The sequence below is a fragment of the Pseudomonas sp. FP1762 genome, from assembly GCF_030687105.1.
GTDB lineage: Bacteria > Pseudomonadota > Gammaproteobacteria > Pseudomonadales > Pseudomonadaceae > Aquipseudomonas > Aquipseudomonas siliginis.
Genome location: NZ_CP117458.1, coordinates 974,598 through 992,617, shown reverse-complemented (window position 1 = coordinate 992,617; position 18,020 = coordinate 974,598). Strand labels below are relative to the sequence as shown.

At 60.3% G+C, this 18,020-nt stretch carries 20 protein-coding genes; 8 read left to right on the top strand and 12 right to left on the bottom strand.

The window, feature by feature from the left end:
* Positions 1-5: 5 nt before the first annotated feature.
* Both cysD and PSH90_RS04225 read right to left on the bottom strand, forming a co-directional pair.
* The gene (gene cysD / locus PSH90_RS04230) at positions 6-923 is read right to left on the bottom strand and encodes a sulfate adenylyltransferase subunit CysD (protein ID WP_016771664.1); all 918 of its coding nucleotides are present in this window, start codon (positions 921-923) and stop codon (positions 6-8) included.
* A gap of 249 nt (positions 924-1,172) precedes the next feature.
* Positions 1,173-1,931, bottom strand: a complete 759-nt coding sequence (locus PSH90_RS04225; protein WP_056782960.1) for a Nif3-like dinuclear metal center hexameric protein — start codon at positions 1,929-1,931, stop codon at positions 1,173-1,175.
* Between the two features lie 104 nt (positions 1,932-2,035).
* Here PSH90_RS04225 and algW point away from each other — a divergent pair, with 104 nt between their 5' ends.
* From algW to PSH90_RS04210, 3 genes are all read left to right on the top strand, one after another.
* A complete protein-coding gene (gene algW, locus PSH90_RS04220; RefSeq protein ID WP_016770590.1) occupies positions 2,036-3,193 on the top strand; it encodes a Do family serine endopeptidase AlgW in 1,158 nt (385 codons plus the stop codon).
* An 88-nt stretch (positions 3,194-3,281) separates the two neighbouring features.
* A complete protein-coding gene (locus tag PSH90_RS04215) occupies positions 3,282-5,387 on the top strand; it encodes a TonB-dependent siderophore receptor (RefSeq protein ID WP_305382226.1) in 2,106 nt (701 codons plus the stop codon).
* Positions 5,388-5,399: 12 nt separating this feature from the next.
* Positions 5,400-6,119: a DUF4198 domain-containing protein gene (locus PSH90_RS04210; protein ID WP_305382225.1), complete on the top strand. Its 720-nt coding sequence runs from the start codon at positions 5,400-5,402 to the stop codon at positions 6,117-6,119.
* A 323-nt stretch (positions 6,120-6,442) separates the two neighbouring features.
* On the opposite strand, the gene hisC is transcribed toward PSH90_RS04210, so the two are convergent.
* From hisC to PSH90_RS04160, 10 genes are all read right to left on the bottom strand, one after another.
* A complete protein-coding gene (hisC, locus tag PSH90_RS04205; RefSeq protein WP_305382223.1) occupies positions 6,443-7,495 on the bottom strand; it encodes a histidinol-phosphate transaminase in 1,053 nt (350 codons plus the stop codon).
* Positions 7,496-7,498: 3 nt separating this feature from the next.
* Entirely contained in the window at positions 7,499-8,836 is a 1,338-nt protein-coding gene (gene hisD / locus PSH90_RS04200) for a histidinol dehydrogenase (RefSeq protein ID WP_056782950.1), read from the bottom strand.
* Between the two features lie 126 nt (positions 8,837-8,962).
* Positions 8,963-9,598 (bottom strand): ATP phosphoribosyltransferase, encoded by a 636-nt coding sequence (gene hisG / locus PSH90_RS04195; protein ID WP_016771668.1) that lies wholly within the window; start codon positions 9,596-9,598, stop codon positions 8,963-8,965.
* Between the two features lie 128 nt (positions 9,599-9,726).
* Complete coding sequence (gene murA / locus PSH90_RS04190) at positions 9,727-10,992, bottom strand: UDP-N-acetylglucosamine 1-carboxyvinyltransferase (protein WP_016771669.1); 1,266 nt, start codon at positions 10,990-10,992, stop codon at positions 9,727-9,729.
* A 22-nt stretch (positions 10,993-11,014) separates the two neighbouring features.
* Entirely contained in the window at positions 11,015-11,254 is a 240-nt protein-coding gene (locus PSH90_RS04185) for a BolA family protein (protein WP_016771670.1), read from the bottom strand.
* A gap of 115 nt (positions 11,255-11,369) precedes the next feature.
* Positions 11,370-11,675, bottom strand: a complete 306-nt coding sequence (locus PSH90_RS04180) for a lipid asymmetry maintenance protein MlaB (RefSeq protein ID WP_041477984.1) — start codon at positions 11,673-11,675, stop codon at positions 11,370-11,372.
* Entirely contained in the window at positions 11,672-12,325 is a 654-nt protein-coding gene (locus PSH90_RS04175) for a phospholipid-binding protein MlaC (RefSeq protein WP_056782946.1), read from the bottom strand. Before PSH90_RS04175 ends, PSH90_RS04180 begins: the two co-directional genes overlap by 4 nt.
* An 11-nt stretch (positions 12,326-12,336) precedes the next feature.
* Positions 12,337-12,804, bottom strand: a complete 468-nt coding sequence (mlaD, locus tag PSH90_RS04170) for an outer membrane lipid asymmetry maintenance protein MlaD (protein WP_016771673.1) — start codon at positions 12,802-12,804, stop codon at positions 12,337-12,339.
* Complete coding sequence (mlaE, locus tag PSH90_RS04165; protein WP_305382221.1) at positions 12,804-13,601, bottom strand: lipid asymmetry maintenance ABC transporter permease subunit MlaE; 798 nt, start codon at positions 13,599-13,601, stop codon at positions 12,804-12,806. Before mlaE ends, mlaD begins: the two co-directional genes overlap by 1 nt.
* Positions 13,601-14,410, bottom strand: a complete 810-nt coding sequence (locus tag PSH90_RS04160) for an ATP-binding cassette domain-containing protein (RefSeq protein WP_056782943.1) — start codon at positions 14,408-14,410, stop codon at positions 13,601-13,603. The genes mlaE and PSH90_RS04160 overlap by 1 nt, the downstream gene beginning before the upstream one ends.
* A gap of 272 nt (positions 14,411-14,682) precedes the next feature.
* Between PSH90_RS04160 and PSH90_RS04155 the strand changes: the two genes are divergently transcribed.
* The 5 genes from PSH90_RS04155 to lptB are packed head-to-tail and all read left to right on the top strand — an operon-like array spanning position 14,683 to position 18,019.
* Positions 14,683-15,657: a KpsF/GutQ family sugar-phosphate isomerase gene (locus PSH90_RS04155; protein ID WP_024011623.1), complete on the top strand. Its 975-nt coding sequence runs from the start codon at positions 14,683-14,685 to the stop codon at positions 15,655-15,657.
* The gene (locus PSH90_RS04150; protein ID WP_016771677.1) at positions 15,657-16,181 is read left to right on the top strand and encodes an HAD family hydrolase; all 525 of its coding nucleotides are present in this window, start codon (positions 15,657-15,659) and stop codon (positions 16,179-16,181) included. Before PSH90_RS04155 ends, PSH90_RS04150 begins: the two co-directional genes overlap by 1 nt.
* Positions 16,182-16,189: 8 nt before the next feature.
* Entirely contained in the window at positions 16,190-16,762 is a 573-nt protein-coding gene (lptC, locus tag PSH90_RS04145) for an LPS export ABC transporter periplasmic protein LptC (protein ID WP_024011622.1), read from the top strand.
* Complete coding sequence (gene lptA, locus PSH90_RS04140; protein ID WP_016771679.1) at positions 16,749-17,294, top strand: lipopolysaccharide transport periplasmic protein LptA; 546 nt, start codon at positions 16,749-16,751, stop codon at positions 17,292-17,294. Before lptC ends, lptA begins: the two co-directional genes overlap by 14 nt.
* A complete protein-coding gene (gene lptB, locus PSH90_RS04135; protein ID WP_024011621.1) occupies positions 17,294-18,019 on the top strand; it encodes an LPS export ABC transporter ATP-binding protein in 726 nt (241 codons plus the stop codon). Before lptA ends, lptB begins: the two co-directional genes overlap by 1 nt.
* Position 18,020 lies beyond the last annotated feature (1 nt).

Genomic DNA, 18,020 nt, shown 5'->3' with positions numbered 1-18,020 from the left:
GCCCCTTAGAAATAGCCTTGACGTTTTTTGTCTTCCATCGAGCCTGCGCCATCGTGGTCGATGACCCGGCCCTGGCGCTCGGAAGTTCGCGTCAGGAGCATTTCCTGAATGATGTCCGTAAGGCTTTCGGCCTCGGACTCCACCGCGCCCGTCAACGGGTAGCAGCCAAGGGTGCGGAACCGCACTTTCTTTTTCACGATGCGCGCTTTGTCTTCATCGGACAGGTGCTCGAGGATGCGCTCGTCGTCGATCATGATCAGCGTGCCGTTCTTCTCGATCACTTCGCGTTCGGCGGCAAAGTACAGCGGCACGATCGGGATGCCTTCGAGGTAGATGTACTGCCAGATATCCAGTTCGGTCCAGTTCGACAACGGGAACACACGGATGGATTCGCCCTTGTTGACCTTGCCGTTGTAGACGTTCCACAGCTCCGGACGCTGGTTTTTCGGGTCCCAGCGGTGCTTGCTGTCACGGAACGAGTACACGCGCTCTTTGGCGCGGGATTTCTCTTCATCGCGACGGGCGCCGCCGAACGCTGCGTCGAAACCATGCTTGTCGAGTGCCTGTTTCAGGCCTTCGGTTTTCATGATGTCGGTGTGCTTGGCACTGCCGTGGGTGAACGGGTTGATGTTCTGCGCCACGCCATCGGGGTTGATGTGGGTAATCAGGTCCAGGCCCAAGTCTTCGACCATCTTGTCGCGGAACTTGTACATTTCCTGGAATTTCCAGCGGGTGTCGACGTGCATCACCGGAAACGGCAGTTTGCCCGGGAAGAACGCCTTGCGTGCCAGGTGCAGCATCACGGCGGAGTCTTTACCGATGGAGTACAGCATCACCGGGTTATCGAACTCGGCGGCCACCTCGCGGATGATGTGGATGCTTTCCGCCTCCAGCTGTTTCAGATGCGTCAGTTTGTCGACCATGGCTACTCACGAAAGCTTTCTTATGAACGGCCAGCGGGCCGTGTTCGAGCGAGGAATCCTAGCACAGCGACCTCTTCTAATCAGGACGCCAACTAGATCGAAAGGGTATATGAATATGCCCACCAGTTCGGCCGTCAGGGCCGAACGTGGGAGCGAGCCTGCTCGCGAAGGCGGAGTGTCAGGCACCTTTGTATTGAAGGTCTGACGCCTTCGCGAGCAGGCTCGCTCCCACAGGAGTTTGCGGTGAGCTCAGATCGGGTTGGGGCAATCGATGAAGATGTGCTCAAGGGCAAAGCGCTTCGCCAGATACTCGCCCAACGCCTGCACGCCATAGCGTTCGGTGGCGTGATGGCCGGCGGCGATGAAGCTGATGTCGTTTTCCCGCGCACTGTGGAAAGTCTGCTCGGAGGCCTCGCCACTGATGAACAGATCGACCCCCGCCGCCACGCCCTGATCGATATAACCCTGGCCACCGCCGGTGCACCAACCGACGCGGCGGATCATGCCGCTGCCTTCGATCAGCAGCGGCTCGCGGCCCATGACTTCCTGCACCTTGCGCGCGAAATCCCGCGCGGTCATCGGCTCATTCAGCGAGCCTACCAGCCCGACGATTTTCGGGTTGCTCGGGTCCAACGGCCCTTCGACAGTGATGTCGAGCTGACGCGCCAGTTGCACGTTGTTGCCGACGTCCGGGTGCAGATCCAGCGGCAGGTGATAGGCGAGCAGACTGATGTCGTGCTTGAGCAAGGTTTTCAAGCGGCGCTGTTTCATGCCGGTGACGCAGGGGTTTTCGCCTTTCCAGAAATACCCGTGATGGACCAGGATCAGGTCGGCCTCGGCCTCGACGGCGGCATCGAGCAACGCCTGGCTGGCGGTGACGCCACTGACGATGCGCATCACTTGCGGGCGGCCTTCGACCTGTAATCCGTTAGGGCAATAATCGGCGATTTTCGCACTGCCCAGGTAACGGTCGGCTTCTTCGACGAGGGTGCTGAGGGCAACGGCCATGAAAGACTCCTAAATATCCCGTTCAGAGGCGCGCGCGGCCTCGTATAATGCGCGACATTATGGGCGGTCTGACCTCGCCTGCAACCTTTCCAGGAACGTGCTTAATGCTCAAGGCGCTGCGTTTTTTTGGCTGGCCGCTGTTGGCCGGTGTGCTTATCGCTCTGTTGATTATTCAGCGTTACCCCGAGTGGGTCGGGCTGCCGAGCCTCGACGTCAATCTGCAACAGGCGCCACAGACCACGATCGTGCAACAGGGGCCGGTGTCCTATGCGGATGCGGTGGGCATCGCCGCGCCGTCGGTGGTCAACCTGTACACCACCAAGGTCATCAACAAACCGGCGCATCCCTTGTTCGAGGATCCGCAGTTCCGCCGCTTCTTCGGTGACAATTCGCCGAAACAGAAGCGCATGGAATCGAGCCTCGGTTCCGGAGTCATCATGAGCCCGGAAGGCTACATCCTCACCAACAACCACGTCACCAGCGGCGCCGACCAGATTGTCGTGGCGTTGAAGGACGGTCGCGAAACACTCGCACGGGTGATTGGCAGCGATCCGGAGACTGACCTGGCTGTCCTGAAAATCGACCTGAAAAACCTCCCGGCAATCACCGTCGGCCGCTCCGACAGCATTCGCATCGGTGACGTCGCGCTCGCCATCGGCAACCCGTTCGGCGTCGGTCAGACCGTGACCATGGGCATCATCAGCGCCACCGGCCGCAATCAGTTGGGCCTGAACAACTACGAAGACTTCATCCAGACCGATGCGGCGATCAACCCGGGCAACTCCGGCGGTGCGCTGGTCGATGCCAACGGCAACCTCACCGGAATCAACACGGCGATCTTTTCCAAGTCCGGCGGCTCGCAAGGCATCGGATTTGCCATTCCGGTGAAACTGGCGATGGAAGTGATGAAGTCGATCATCGAGCACGGCCAGGTGATTCGTGGCTGGCTGGGCATCGAAGTGCAACCGCTGACTCAGGAACTGGCGGAGTCGTTTGGCTTGTCCGGGCGTCCTGGGATTGTCGTCGCCGGAATCTTCCGTGACGGCCCGGCGCAGAAAGCCGGCCTGCAACTGGGCGATGTGATTCTGAGCATCGATGGCGAGCCCGCCGGCGATGGTCGCCGCTCGATGAACCAGGTGGCGCGGATCAAACCGACCGACAAGGTGACAATTCAGGTCATGCGCAACGGCAAGGAACTGAAGCTGACGGCTGAAATCGGCCTGCGTCCACCACCGGCACCGGTGAAAGAAAAAGAAGAGTAAAAATGTTTTCGCGCCAACGGCGCGAATAGCAGACATTCTCAACGGGCATGTTATATTGTTTCAATTCTAGCAATTGGAACAACATAACATGTCGTCTCGCAAAAAGGCCTCACTGTTGGGCCTGACTCTGGGTTTGCTCTGCGATCCCGCCCTCGCCGATGAGCCGCAGCCCGTTGAGCTGGAAGCCATCAGCGTCACCTCCGACTACGAAACACCCACCGGCCCGGTCAGCGGTTATCGCGCGACTCGCTCCGCCAGTGCGACCAAAACCGACACGGCGATTCGCGATATCCCGCAAGCCATCAGCGTGGTCCCGGCCAGTGTGCTCTCGGATCTGGGCAGCAGCAGCGTCGAACGCGCGCTGGATTTTGCTGGCGGCGTATCGAAGCAGAACAACTTCGGCGGCCTGACCCTGTACGAATACAGCGTGCGCGGCTTCACCACGTCCGAGTTCTACAAGGACGGTTTCAGCGCCAATCGCGGTTACCCGAGCACGCCGGATGCGGCCAATATCGAGCGCATCGAAGTGCTCAAAGGCCCGGCCGCCAGCCTGTACGGCCGGGGCGATCCCGGCGGTACGGTGAACATCGTCACCAAGAAACCGCAGCCCGAAGCGTTCACCACTGTGCAAACCAGCGCCGGCAGTTGGGACCGCTACCGCACCGCGCTGGACGTCAACACGCCCCTCGATGATCAGGGCGATTTGCTCTCGCGCATCAACCTCGCCGTAGAAGACAACAACAGCTTTCGCGATCACGTCGACAGCCAGCGGGTCTTCGTTGCGCCCTCGATCAGTTGGCAGTTGAGCCCGGACACATCGCTGCTGGTGGAGAGCGAAATCGTCCGTCACAACTCGACGTTCGATCGTGGCGTTGTGGCGCCGAACAACAAATGGAGCGGCGTATCGCGCTCGACGTTCTTGGGCGAGCCCAACGACGGCAACATCGACAACCATAACAACCTGCTCCAGGCCACTCTTGAACACCATCTGAACGACAGCTGGAAACTGCGTCTGGCCAGCCACTACAAGGAAGGCAAGCTCTGGGGCGACGCCACGGAACAACGCGCGCTGAACGCCGACGGCCATACGGTCAACCGCCGCTTGCGCGAACGCGACACGAGTTGGCACGACAGCATCACCCAACTGGAACTGCGCGGTCTGTTCGACCTCGGGCCGTGGCAGCATGAATTGCTGATCGGCACCGAGTACGAGAATTACCGCAAGGACGAACGCGTCACCACCATTGCTGGCGGCCCCTACGCCATCGACATCTATAAGCCGGTCTACGGCCAGCCGAAACCCAACGGCGCACGCTCGGGCACCGACTTCTTCGAACACGTCGAAAGTCATGCGCTGAATCTGCAGGACCAGATCATCTTCACCGACAAGCTGCGCGGCATGGTCGGCGCGCGCTTCGAGCACTTCGATCAGCGCATCGACGATCACAGCCGCAACGCCAAAAGTCAGCAACGCCACGACGCGCTGACTCAACGCGCCGGCCTGCTCTATCAGCTCACGCCGAACACCGGCCTGTTCGCCAACGCCTCGACCTCGTTCAAACCGAACAACGACCTGGATGCTTCCGGCAAATCCTTCGATCCGGAAGAAGGTGTCGGTTACGAAGTGGGGATCAAGAACGAACTCTTCGATGAGCGCGTGAGCAGCACCCTCGCCTTCTTCCACATCGACAAGGAAAACGTCCTCGCCCTCGATCCGGGCACCGACACCAGCCGCGCCATGGGCAAGGCGCGCAGTCAGGGTTTCGATTGGCAAGTGAGCGGCCAGGTGACCGACGCGATACGGGTCATCGGCGCCTTCGCCTACATCGACGCCGAGGTGACCAAGGGCGACGCGACCATTCCCACCGGCAGCCGCATCCTCGGCGTGGCCAAACGCAGCGGCAGTCTGCTGGGCGTCTATGAATTTCAGGATGGCCGTCTGCGCGGTTCAGACGTCGGCGCAGCGTTCACCTACGTCGGCGATCGCTCGGGCGAATCCGGCAGCGACTTCGAATTGCCGGCCTACCAGACCGTCGACTTGCTCGCGCACTACAAGGCCAGCGACAACGTAACGGTCGGCCTCAACCTGAACAACGTCTTCGACGAGAAATATTACGAGCGCTCCTACAGCAACTACTGGGTCAACCCCGGCGAGCCACGCAATTTCACCGTCAGCCTGACACTCAACCTGTAAAAGGACGTCACCATGCACTACGGCAAATCCCTTCTGCTCATCGCTGCGCTCTTCACCGGGCAAGTGTCGGCCCACGGCCTGTGGACAGAGGAACGACGCGGCAACATCGAAGTGGTCTACGGTCACGGCGCCGAAGACAACGCCTTCAAGGCACAAAAAATCAGCGGTGCCTGGGCATATGACGCAAGCGGCAAAATGATCCCGGTCAGCGTCGAGCGCCTGGCCGATCATGCCCGTTTGAAACCATTGAAGCCGCCGGCGGTGATGGCCGTGGCGCTGAATAATGGCATGTGGTCGCAGACGGCGGACAAGAAGTGGATCAACGAAGGACGCAGCAAAGTGCCCGGCGCCACCGAGGCTACGCAGACGTTCAAGTACAGCCTGGCGATCTATCAGCCGGGGGCGAAATTGCCGAAACTGGACCAGATCAAACTGCTGATCCTGCCGGAGGTCGATCCGCTGACGGTCGGGCCGGGCAAATCGTTACCGGTGCGGGTGCTGCTCGATGGCAAACCGGCGGCAGGGGTGAAGTTGATTGGCGACTATCGCAGCGCGCCCAACACCCTGAGCACCGAGACCGACAAGGAAGGGCGTGCGCAGGTGCTGGTGCGTAATGAAGGGTTGAATGTGATTGCGGCGCAGGTTGAAGTGCCGGTGAAGGACAGTGTGGATGTGGACAGTCGTGGGTTGTTCAGTTCGCTGACATTCGTTAGCGAGCCGCATCACGAATAAAAGCACACCCTCACCCCAGCCCTCTCCCGGCGGGAGAGGGAGCCGACCGAGTTGTCTTGCGGGATACATCGACCTGAAAGACCGAGTTGATTATGGATTCAATACAAATCGTTCAAGTCGGTGAACCTCTGCAATATTCCCATTCAGCCCCCTCTCCCTCTGGGAGAGGGGGCCGACCGAGTTGTCTTGCGGGATACATCGACCTGAAAGACCGAGTTGATTATGGATTCAATACAAATCGTTCAAGTCGGTGAACCTCTGCAATATTCCCCATTCAGTCCCCTCTCCCTCTGGGAGAGGGCTAGGGTGAGGGGCTTTTGCTTTTAGAGGTCGCCAAGGCCGTCGATCAACGCCTGATTCTGCTCCGGCGTACCCACCGATATCCGCAAGAACTGCGCAATCCGTTCCTGCTTGAAGTGCCGCACGATCACGCCCTGCTCGCGCAGCTTGGCCGCCAGGCCCGCCGCATCATGCTGCGGGTGGCGAGCGAAGATGAAGTTGGCCGCCGACGGCAGCACTTCAAAGCCTTTAGCCTGCAACTGCGCCACCACCCATTCGCGGCTCTCTATCACCTGACGACAGGTCTTGTCGAAATACTCGCGATCGGCAAAAGCCGCCGCCGCGCCGACAATCGCCAGACGATCCAGTGGATAGGAGTTGAAGCTGTTCTTGATCCGCTCCAGCGCTTCGATCAGGTCCGGATGCCCTACCGCCAGACCGACACGCAGGCCGGCCAGCGAGCGTGACTTGGACAGCGTCTGCGTCACCAGCAGGTTCGGATAGCGGTCCACCAGACTGATCGCCGTCTCGCCGCCGAAGTCGATGTACGCCTCGTCGACGACCACGACCGAATCAGGACTGGCCTTGAGGATTTTCTCGACGGCGTCCAGCGCCAGCAGGCATCCGGTCGGGGCGTTCGGGTTGGGGAAAATGATCCCGCCATTCGGTTTGGCGTAGTCGGCCGGGTTGATCTGGAATTGCGCATCCAGCGGCACCGCATCGAATTCAATGCCGTACAGACCGCAGTAGACCGGATAGAAGCTGTAGCTGATGTCCGGGAACAGCAGCGGCTGATCGTGTTGCAGCAGACCGTGGAAGATGTGCGCGAGCACTTCGTCCGAACCGTTGCCAAGGAACACCTGACTGGTTTGCACGCCGTAATATTCGGCCACGGCGTTTTTCAGCAGATCACTGTTCGGGTCCGGGTACAGGCGCAAGTTGTCGTTGAGTTCGGCTTGCATCGCCGCCAGCGCTTTTGGCGACGGGCCATACGGATTTTCGTTGGTATTGAGCTTGACCAGTTTGGTCAGCTTCGGCTGTTCGCCCGGCACGTAGGGCACCAGATCCTTGACGAACGGGCTCCAGAATTTACTCATCGCTCAGTTCCCCTGCCCTTTCAGAAAGTCTTGGTCTTTGATGCGGTATTCGGCGCTGCGCGCGTGGGCGCTCAGCGATTCACCACGGGCCAGTACCGATGCAGTTTTGCCCAGTTCGGAAGCGCCGGCCTCGGAGCAGAAGATGATCGACGAGCGCTTCTGGAAGTCGTAGACACCCAGCGGCGAGGAGAACCGCGCGGTGCCGGAAGTCGGCAACACGTGGTTCGGACCGGCGCAGTAATCGCCCAACGCTTCGGAAGTGTGGCGGCCCATGAAGATCGCACCGGCGTGACGAATCTGCGGCAACCAGGCTTGTGGATCGGCGACCGACAACTCCAGGTGTTCCGGGGCGATACGATTGGCGACTTCGATGGCCTGGGCCATGTCACTGACCTGGATCAGCGCACCACGGCCATTGATCGAAGTTTCGATGATGGTCGCGCGGTCCATGGTCGGCAGCAATTTATCGATGCTCGCGGCTACCTTGTCGAGGAACTCGGCGTCCGGGCTGACCAGAATCGCTTGCGCGTCTTCGTCGTGCTCGGCCTGGGAGAACAGGTCCATGGCAATCCAGTCCGGATCGGTCTGGCCGTCGCAGACAACAAGAATTTCCGAAGGGCCGGCGATCATGTCGATGCCGACCTGGCCGAACACATGGCGCTTGGCCGTGGCCACATAGATATTGCCCGGGCCGACAACCTTGTCGACACGCGGCACGCTTTCGGTGCCATAAGCCAGTGCGGCAACTGCTTGCGCGCCGCCGATGGTGAACACGCGGTCGACACCGGCGATGCAGGCAGCGGCCAGCACCAGCTCGTTGATTTCACCGCGCGGGGTCGGCACGACCATGACCACTTCGGTCACGCCGGCCACCTTCGCCGGAATCGCGTTCATCAATACCGACGACGGATACGAAGCCTTGCCACCTGGCACGTACAGGCCGGCACGATCCAGTGGCGTGACTTTCTGGCCGAGCACCGTGCCGTCAGCCTCGGTGTAGCTCCAGGAATCCTGCTTCTGTTTTTCGTGATAGCTGCGCACGCGGGCGGCGGCTTTTTCCAAGGCCTCGCGTTGCGGCACAGTGATGCGGGTCAGGGCCAGTTCGAGACGCTCGCGCGGCAGGATCAGGTCGGCCATCGAGGCGACTTCGAGGCCGTCGAACTTCTGGGTGAACTCGACCAGCGCCGCGTCACCGCGCTCGCGCACAGCCTTGATGATGTCGAGCACGCGCTGATTGACCGAGTCGTCAGACACACTTTCCCAGCTCAGCAGATGATCCAGATGATGCGCGAAATCCGGGTCAGCAGCGTTGAGTCGGCGAATTGCAGTCGGTGCGGTCATAGCGAGAGCCTCATAGGAATTGGCAAAAAACTCAGGCGCCCGAAACTAGCATTCGATCCGCTTGGGCACCTGAGAATTCTGGCTATGAGGCGGATAGACGGCGCGGCCTCGGGCCGCGCTGGTAGATCAGCCGCGGTGTCGCGATTCCACTGCGTTGCGCAGGGTGTCGATCAACGCCTGGATTCGGGCGTGCTGCATTTTCATTGAAGCCTTGTTGACGACCAGACGCGAGCTGATCGTGGCGATCAGTTCCTGTGGCTCCAGGCCGTTGGCGCGCAGGGTGTTGCCGGTGTCGACCACGTCGATGATCTTGTCGGCCAGCCCGATCAGCGGCGCCAGCTCCATCGAGCCGTACAGCTTGATGATGTCGACCTGACGGCCCTGCTCGGCGTAATAACGCTTGGCAACGTTGACGAACTTGGTCGCCACGCGCAGACGGCCCTTGGGCTCGGCTGCGCCGATCTTGCCGGCGGTCATCAACTTGCACTGGGCGATCTGCAGGTCCAGCGGCTCGTAGAGGCCCTGGCCGCTGTATTCCATCAGCACGTCCTTACCGGCGACGCCGAGGTCGGCCGCGCCATGCTCGACATAGGTCGGCACGTCGGTGGCACGCACGATCAGCAGACGCACGTCGTCCTGGGTCGTGGGAATGATCAGCTTGCGGCTCTTGTCCGGATTCTCGGTCGGCACGATGCCCGCTTCAGCGAGAAGCGGCAGAGTGTCGTCAAGGATGCGGCCCTTGGACAGTGCGATGGTCAACATGGGAAACGTCAGTCCTTATCAAGGTACTCATGCCCGGTCGCAATCGGCGCCGGACACACATCGAGGGTGCGTACACCCTCGACTCGAAACGAATTCAGCGGACACGTCCCTGTGTCCCGATGCAGCGATCAGCCCGGAACGCGACGGATCTTGGCACCCAGCATTTGCAGTTTTTCTTCGATGCACTCGTAACCACGGTCTATGTGGTAGATGCGGTCGATCAGCGTGTCGCCTTCGGCAACCAGCGCCGAGATCACCAGACTGGCCGATGCACGCAGGTCGGTGGCCATGACTGGCGCGCCCTTGAGCTTCTCGATACCGGTGACGATGGCAGTGTTGCCTTCAACCTGGATGTGCGCGCCCATGCGGTGCAGCTCGTACACGTGCATGAAACGGTTTTCGAAGATTGTCTCGATCACCGCACCAGTACCTTCGGCAATGGCGTTGAGCGAGATGAACTGGGCCTGCATGTCGGTCGGGAACGCCGGGTACGGCGCGGTGCGCACGTTGACCGCCTTCGGGCGCTTGCCGTGCATGTTCAGCTCGATCCAGTCTTCACCGCAGGTGATTTCCGCACCGGCTTCACGGAGCTTTTCCAGTACCGCTTCGAGAATGGTCGGATCGGTGTCCTTGACCTTGACGCGGCCACCGGTCACGGCAGCAGCGACCAGATAGGTGCCGGTTTCGATACGGTCAGGCATGACCTTGTAGAACGCCGAACCCAGACGCTCGACGCCATCGATAGTGATGGTGTCGGTGCCGGCGCCGGAAACCTTGGCGCCCATGGCATTGAGGAAGTTCGCCAGGTCGACTACTTCAGGTTCGCGCGCGGCGTTCTGCAACACGCTGCGGCCTTTGGCCAGTGCAGCGGCCATCATGATGTTCTCGGTACCGGTCACGCTGACGGTGTCGAAGAAGAAGTGCGCGCCGCGCAAGCCACCTTCAGGTGCCTTGGCCTTGATGTAGCCGCCTTCGACGTCGATGACCGCGCCCATGGCTTCCAGACCGCGGATGTGCAGGTCGACCGGACGCGAACCGATGGCGCAACCGCCAGGCAGTGCGACTTCGGCTTCACCGAAACGCGCGACCATCGGGCCGAGCACAAGGATCGACGCACGCATGGTTTTCACCAGTTCGTACGGCGCGATCAGGGTCTTGATGGTGCGCGGGTCGATTTCGACGCTGAGCTTCTCGTCGATTACCGGCTCAATGCCCATGCGCCCGAACAGCTCGATCATGGTGGTGATGTCGTGCAGGTGCGGCAGGTTGCCAACGGTGACCGGGCCATCGCACAGCAAGGTCGCGGCCAGAATCGGCAGGGCGGAGTTCTTCGCGCCGGAAATGCGGATCTCGCCATCAAGACGAGCGCCACCGGTAATAATCAATTTATCCATTAGTATCTCGACGCCCTAGGGCTCAGGTGCGCTCGGCCCAGGCCGCGCGGCTGAAAAATTTCATAGTGACCGCATGGATGCTGCCATCGGTGATCCATGGGTTCAAATGGGCATAGACCTGCTGCTGACGCTTCACCGGGCTCAACGCCGCCAGTTCATCGCTAATCACGTTCAGCTGGAAGTTGCAGCCTTCGCCCTCAACTTCTACCAGCGTTCCTGGCAGCTTTCCTTCAAGGAAGCTCTTCACTTCTACGGCCTGCATGCTCAACCTCAATCGGCGCCCTGTGCGCACGGGTCGGACATCATACAAAAAAGCCCCGCGCCTGCGAACCCCGCAACGCAGGACTCTGACGGGGGGCTTCTTTATAGATGATGGTTCAGGGTTGCGCCAACAGCTCGGTCAGTTCACTGACCTGAGCGATTTGGCGCATGTCTTCAGGCATCGCACGGATGCTGACGGCCTTGCCGGCCGCCTGGGCATCGCGCATGAAGCACAGCAGCAGCGACAGGCCGACGCTGCTGGACTTCTGCACCGCCGAACAATCGATGACCAGCGCGGACGCCTTGCTCGACTTGATCAGCGCCTGCCCTTCCTTGCGCAGCTCAGGCCCGGTGCGGTAATCCAGCACGCCGCTGAGCACCAGCTCGTCGACATCACTCATACGAACTGCCGCCTCACTCATTGCGCTGGCTTCGCGGCGGCTTTGTCGGTTTCCTGCTTGGCCTTGGCCACTTCACCGGCCCAGCCATCGATGGTCTTGTCCAGATCGTTGCCATTGCGTTGCATGGCGTCGGCGAACTGGTCACGGAACAGCTTGCCGATGTTGATGCCGTTGATGATCACGTTGCGCAGTTTCCACTCGCCGCTGATCTTCTCAAGCGTGTACTGCACCGGATAGATCGCGCCATTGCTGCCCTTGACGGTCATGTTGACGCTGGTGCGGTCGCCCGATTCGTCTTTGGCCGGGTCAACCGTGATGCCCTGGTTGTTGTATTCCAGCAGAGCGTTGCCATAGAACTGGAACAGACCGCGCTTGAAGTTTTCCTGAAAGCGCTGCATCTGCTCAGGCGTGGCCTTGCGCGAATACTTCACGGTCATGATGCTTTTGGAGATGCCCTCGGCATCCACCACTGGCCCCACAATGTTGTTGAGCGCCGCATAGAAATCCTGCGGATCCTGCTTGTACTTCTCTTTGTTTGCCTGCAAGTCGGCAAGCATCCGGTTCGTGGTGTCCTGAATCAGGTCATGAGCCGATTGCCCCGGTGCAGCGTTAGCCATCAACGGCAGGGCCGCGAGCAACACCAACAGGCCACGTCGCAAGATAGAGATCATTCAAAAGCTCCTCATTTGGCGTCTTTGCTAACGGTATTGAGCAGGAATTTACCGATCAGGTCTTCCAGTACCAGTGACGACTGCGTGTCGTGGATGGTTCCACCGTCTTTCAACTGGGTGTCTTCACCGCCGACGCTGATACCGATGTATTTCTCGCCCAGCAGACCCGCGGTGAGGATAGATGCAGTCGAATCGACCGGCAGGTTGTCGACCTTTTTATCCACTTGCAGCGTGACCCGACCGGTGAAGCTGTCGCGATCCAGATCGATTGCGGTGACCTTGCCGATGGTCACACCGGCCATGGTCACTTTGGCTCTGACCGTCAGACCGGCGATATTGTCGAAATACGCATACAACTTGTAAGTGTCGGTGGACGAAGTCGGAGACAGGCCGCTGACGCGCAAGGCGAGCAGCAGCAAAGCCAGGATCCCTGCCAGCAGGAACAGGCCGACACCGATTTCCAGGGTGCGGTTTTGCATCAGAAATCTCCAAACATCAAAGCGGTCAGAATAAAGTCCAGACCGAGCACTGCCAGCGAGGCAAACACCACGGTCTTGGTGGTGGCACGACTGATTCCCTCGGAAGTGGGTTCACAGTCATAGCCTTGGAATACGGCGATCCAGGTCACGACAAAGGCGAAAACGACACTCTTGATCACGCCATTTAGCACATCACTGGTGAAGTTCACGCTGTTCTGCATGTTCGCCCAGTACGAGCCTTCGTAGACGCCCAGCCAGTCGACCGCCACCCACGAACCGCCCCAGATGCCGACGACGCTGAAAATCATCGCCAGCACCGGCAGGGAAATGAAGCCGGCCCACAGGCGCGGGGCAATGATGTACTTGAGCGGATCGACACCGATCATTTCCAGGCTGGACAGCTGCTCGGTGGATTTCATGTTGCCGATTTCGGCGGTCAACGCCGAACCGGCCCGCCCGGCAAACAGCAACGCCGTTACCACCGGCCCCAGTTCACGCAGCAGCGTCAGGGCGACCATCTGCCCTACAGCCTGCTCTGAACCATAGCTGGAAAGAATGCTGAAGCCCTGCAGCGCCAGGACCATGCCGATGAAAATGCCGGAGACCACGATGATCACCAGCGACATGACGCCGACCGAATGCAGCTGCTTGACCAACAGGCCAAAACCACCGCTGATACCGTCACGGCCCAGCAGGGCGTGAAACAGGAACAGGGTCGCCCGACCAAACACCGCGACCGCGTCGATCGCCGATTCGCCGAACCGACGCACGCGTTCCATCAATGAAATTCTGCGCATCAACGCTTCCCCAGAAGATCTGCGCGGTAATCCGTCGCTGGAAAGTGATACGGCACCGGGCCATCGGGATCACCGGTCATGAACTGACGGATACGCGGATCATCCGAATTCATCAGCTCATCCGGCGTGCCCTGCCCCAGCACCTGACCATCGCCCACGACATAGATGTAGTCGGCAATGCTCGCGGTTTCCGCCAGGTCGTGCGAGACGACGATGCTGGTGATTCCCAGTGCATCGTTGAGCAGGCGGATCAGGCGCACCAGCACGCCCATGGCGATCGGGTCCTGGCCCACGAAGGGCTCGTCGTACATGAGTATTTGCGGATCGAGGGCAATCGCACGGGCCAGCGCCACGCGGCGCTTCATGCCGCCGGACAGTTCGTCCGGCATCAGGTCGATGGCGCCACGCAGCCCCACGGCCTGCAATTTCAGCAGGACGATGTCGCGAATCATGTCTTCCGGCAGTTGCGTGTGCACCCGCAGCGGAAAGGCCACGTTCTCGAACACATCGAGGTCGGTGAACAGCGCACCGCTCTGAAACAGCACGCCCATGTGCTTGCGCGCATCGAACAGATCACTGCGCGACAGCGTCGGCAGGTTCTGCCCGTTGACCCAGACTTCGCCGCCGGACGGCCGCAACTGCGCGCCCATCAGGCGCAGCAGCGTAGTCTTGCCGCAGCCGGAAGGCCCCATGATGCCGGTGACCTTGCCGCGCGGGATGCGGATATCGACGTTATTGAAAATGCTCCGCGCACCGCGCTTGAAGGAGACTCCCTTCAGCTCGACCGCGTAGGCGTTATCGGCACTCATCTAAACTCCTTGCGATGCAGCCTCTCACTGGGATGCCAGACTTTCCTCGGAAACACCTGCATCCCGGGCAGGCCGAACTGGCGGCGAACTATATCACTGCAAAGGCTGAGCGCCCAAGCGAGAACCCGGCCAAGATCGCCGACTGAAGAGGGCCTGAGCGACTTTCAGAGGGTTTTGGTAACCAGTAATGACAAAGCACGTCGAACTTGCGTGAGGCTTTGCCACATACCCGCTATAATCGCCGCCTTTTCATCGGCCCATACGATTCTGACATGAGCAAAACCCGCGACCTGATTCAATCGGCACAACGCACCATCCGCCTCGAAGTGGAAGCCGTCCAAGGCTTGATGGCCCATATCGACGCCGATTTCGTACGCGCTTGCGAGATGATTCTGGCCAGCAAGGGCCGTGTGGTCGTAGTCGGCATGGGCAAATCCGGGCACATCGGCAACAAGATCGCCGCCACCCTGGCCAGCACCGGCACTCCGGCGTTTTTTGTGCATCCGGCCGAAGCCAGCCACGGCGACATGGGCATGATCACCCGCGACGATGTGATTCTGGCCCTGTCGAACTCCGGCTCGACCAACGAAATCGTAACGCTGCTGCCATTGATCAAACGCCTGGGTATCCAGCTGATCAGCGTCACCGGCAATCCACAGTCGCCATTGGCGAAGGCTGCCGAGGTCAATCTCAATGTGCATGTCGAGCACGAAGCCTGCCCGCTGAATCTGGCACCGACCTCTTCGACCACGGCCGCGCTGGTCATGGGCGACGCCCTGGCCGTGGCCCTGCTGGAAGCGCGTGGTTTCACCGCTGAAGATTTCGCGTTCTCGCATCCGGGCGGTGCCCTTGGCCGTCGCCTGCTGCTGAAAGTCGAAAACGTCATGCACGCCGGACAGGAGCTGCCGCAGGTACAACGCGGTACCCTGCTCAAGGACGCGCTGATGGAAATGACCCGCAAGGGTCTGGGCATGACCGCTATTATTGAGGCCGATGGCAAGCTCGCCGGGATCTTCACCGACGGTGATTTGCGCCGCACGCTGGATCGCGCCATCGACATCCGCAGCGCCACCATCGACCAGGTGATGACTGCACACGGCAAGACCGCCCGGCCCGACATGCTCGCCGCCGAAGCCCTGAAAATCATGGAAGACCATCGAATCAACGCCCTGGTAGTCGTCGACGAGGAGGATCGCCCGATCGGCGCCTTCAACCTCTCCGATCTGCTGCGCGCAGGAGTCATGTAATGAGCAACGATCTGCTGCAACGCGGCAAAGCGATCAAACTGGCAGTGTTCGACGTCGACGGTGTGCTCACCGACGGGCGCCTGTACTTCCTCGAAGACGGCAGCGAGTTCAAGACCTTCAACACGCTCGACGGCCAGGGCATCAAGATGCTGATGAATGCCGGCGTGCAGACGGCGATCATCAGTGGTCGCAAGACCCCGGTGGTCGAGCGCCGCGCGAAAAACCTCGGCATCCCGCATCTGTTTCAGGGGCGCGAGGACAAACTGGTGGTACTCGACGGTCTGCTCGCGCAACTGGGCCTAAGCTATGAAGAAGTCGCCTATCTCGGTGACGATCTGCCAGACTTGCCGGTGATCCGCCGTGTAGGGCTGGGCATGGCGGTGGCCAACGCTGCCGATTTCGTCCGCGAACACGCCCACGGCGTTACCCGCGCCCGTGGCGGCGAAGGTGCCGCCCGCGAATTCTGCGAATTGATCCTGCGCGCCCAGGGCCGCCTCGAAGCGGCCAACGCCGCGTACCTGTGAGCCTGACCATGTTTAGCAAAAAGTTTCGCAATTTCCTGCTGTTCGGCTGCATCGCGGCGATTTTCGCTGCGGTGGGCTACTGGAACATCAGCCCTGAGCGCTTCCTCGACAAGCCGCCGGTCTCGGCCGCCGAGAATCCGATCGACTGGTACGCGACCAACACGCACACCATTCAATACCTGCCCGACGGCAAGGTGCAGTACGAGATGACCTCCGACAAGGCCGAGCACGTCAAGGCCACCGATGTCACTCTGGTAACCAAGCCTGATTTGAACATGTACCGCGGCACCGACTTCCCGTGGCACGTGACCAGCGAGCGCGGCGAAGTGAATTCGGGCGGCACCGAAGTTGAATTGATCGATTCGGTACGCGTACAGCGCACCGATGAGAAACAGCGCGGAACCCTGATCACCAGCACCCGCATGACCGTGTTCCCGCAGCAAGAATATGCGCAGACCGCGCAACCCGTTAGAATCGAGGGCGCTGGCGGCGTATCGACTGGCGTCGGAATGAAAGCGTACCTGAAGGACAGCAGGATACACCTGCAATCGAACGTAAGAGGACAGTATGAGGCTCGTTAAAACCCTCCCTATTTTGCTCAGTCTGGGCGCAGCACTGGGAAGCGCGAGCGCCTGGTCCCTGCCGAACGATCAGCAGCAGCCTATCCGCATTCAGGCCGACGACGCCCAACTGGACGACAAGAATGGCATCGCCACCTATAAAGGTGACGTGATCATTACCCAGGGCTCGATGATCGTTAAAGGCAACACCGTGACCATGACGCGCGCGCCCAATGGCGACATCGACGTGGTGACCTCGGTAGGCAACCTGGCTTACTTCGAGCAGTTGCAGACCCAGGGCGACGCCAACCCGGTCAAGGGCTACGGCGTGACGATTCAATACCACGCCCAGCAGAACCGGGTGGTGCTGATCGACAAGGCCAAGGTTATCGACAAGGATAACAACGTCACCCAGGGCGAAAAAATCGTCTACGACACCGTGAAGAAGCTGGCCAGCGCCGGTCGCGCCACGGGCAGCAAGGTCACCGAATCGCGTCCGCGCATCGACATGGTGATCCAGCCGAAGAAGAAAACCGAAGAGAAATCCCAGTAATGGCAACTCTGAAAGCTCAGCACCTGGCCAAGGCCTATAAAAGCCGCCAGGTCGTGCGTGACGTCAGCCTGTCGATCGACAGCGGGCAGATCGTCGGCTTGCTCGGTCCGAACGGCGCCGGCAAGACTACGTGCTTCTACATGATCGTTGGCCTGGTGCAGGCAGATCAGGGCCGTGTGCTGATCGATGATCTGGACGTCAGCCACCAGCCGATGCACGGCCGCGCCAAGGCCGGTATCGGCTATCTGCCGCAAGAAGCGTCGATCTTCCGTAAACTGTCGGTCGCCGACAACATCATGGCGATCCTCGAGACCCGCCCGGAGCTGGACAAGGCCGGTCGTCGCAAGGAGCTGGAAAGCCTGCTGCAGGAATTCCACATCAGCCACATCCGCGACAACCTCGGCATGAGCCTGTCCGGCGGTGAGCGTCGCCGGGTGGAAATCGCTCGCGCCCTGGCCACTGCACCCAAGTTCATCCTGCTCGACGAACCGTTCGCCGGTGTCGACCCGATCTCGGTCGGCGACATCAAGCAGATCATCCACCACCTCAAGGCCAAGGGCATCGGTGTGCTGATCACCGACCACAACGTGCGTGAGACGCTGGATATCTGCGAAACCGCTTACATCGTCAACGACGGTCAACTGATCGCTGAAGGCGATGCCGAGACCATCCTGGCCAACGATCTGGTCAAGGAAGTGTATCTGGGTCACGAGTTCCGCCTGTAAG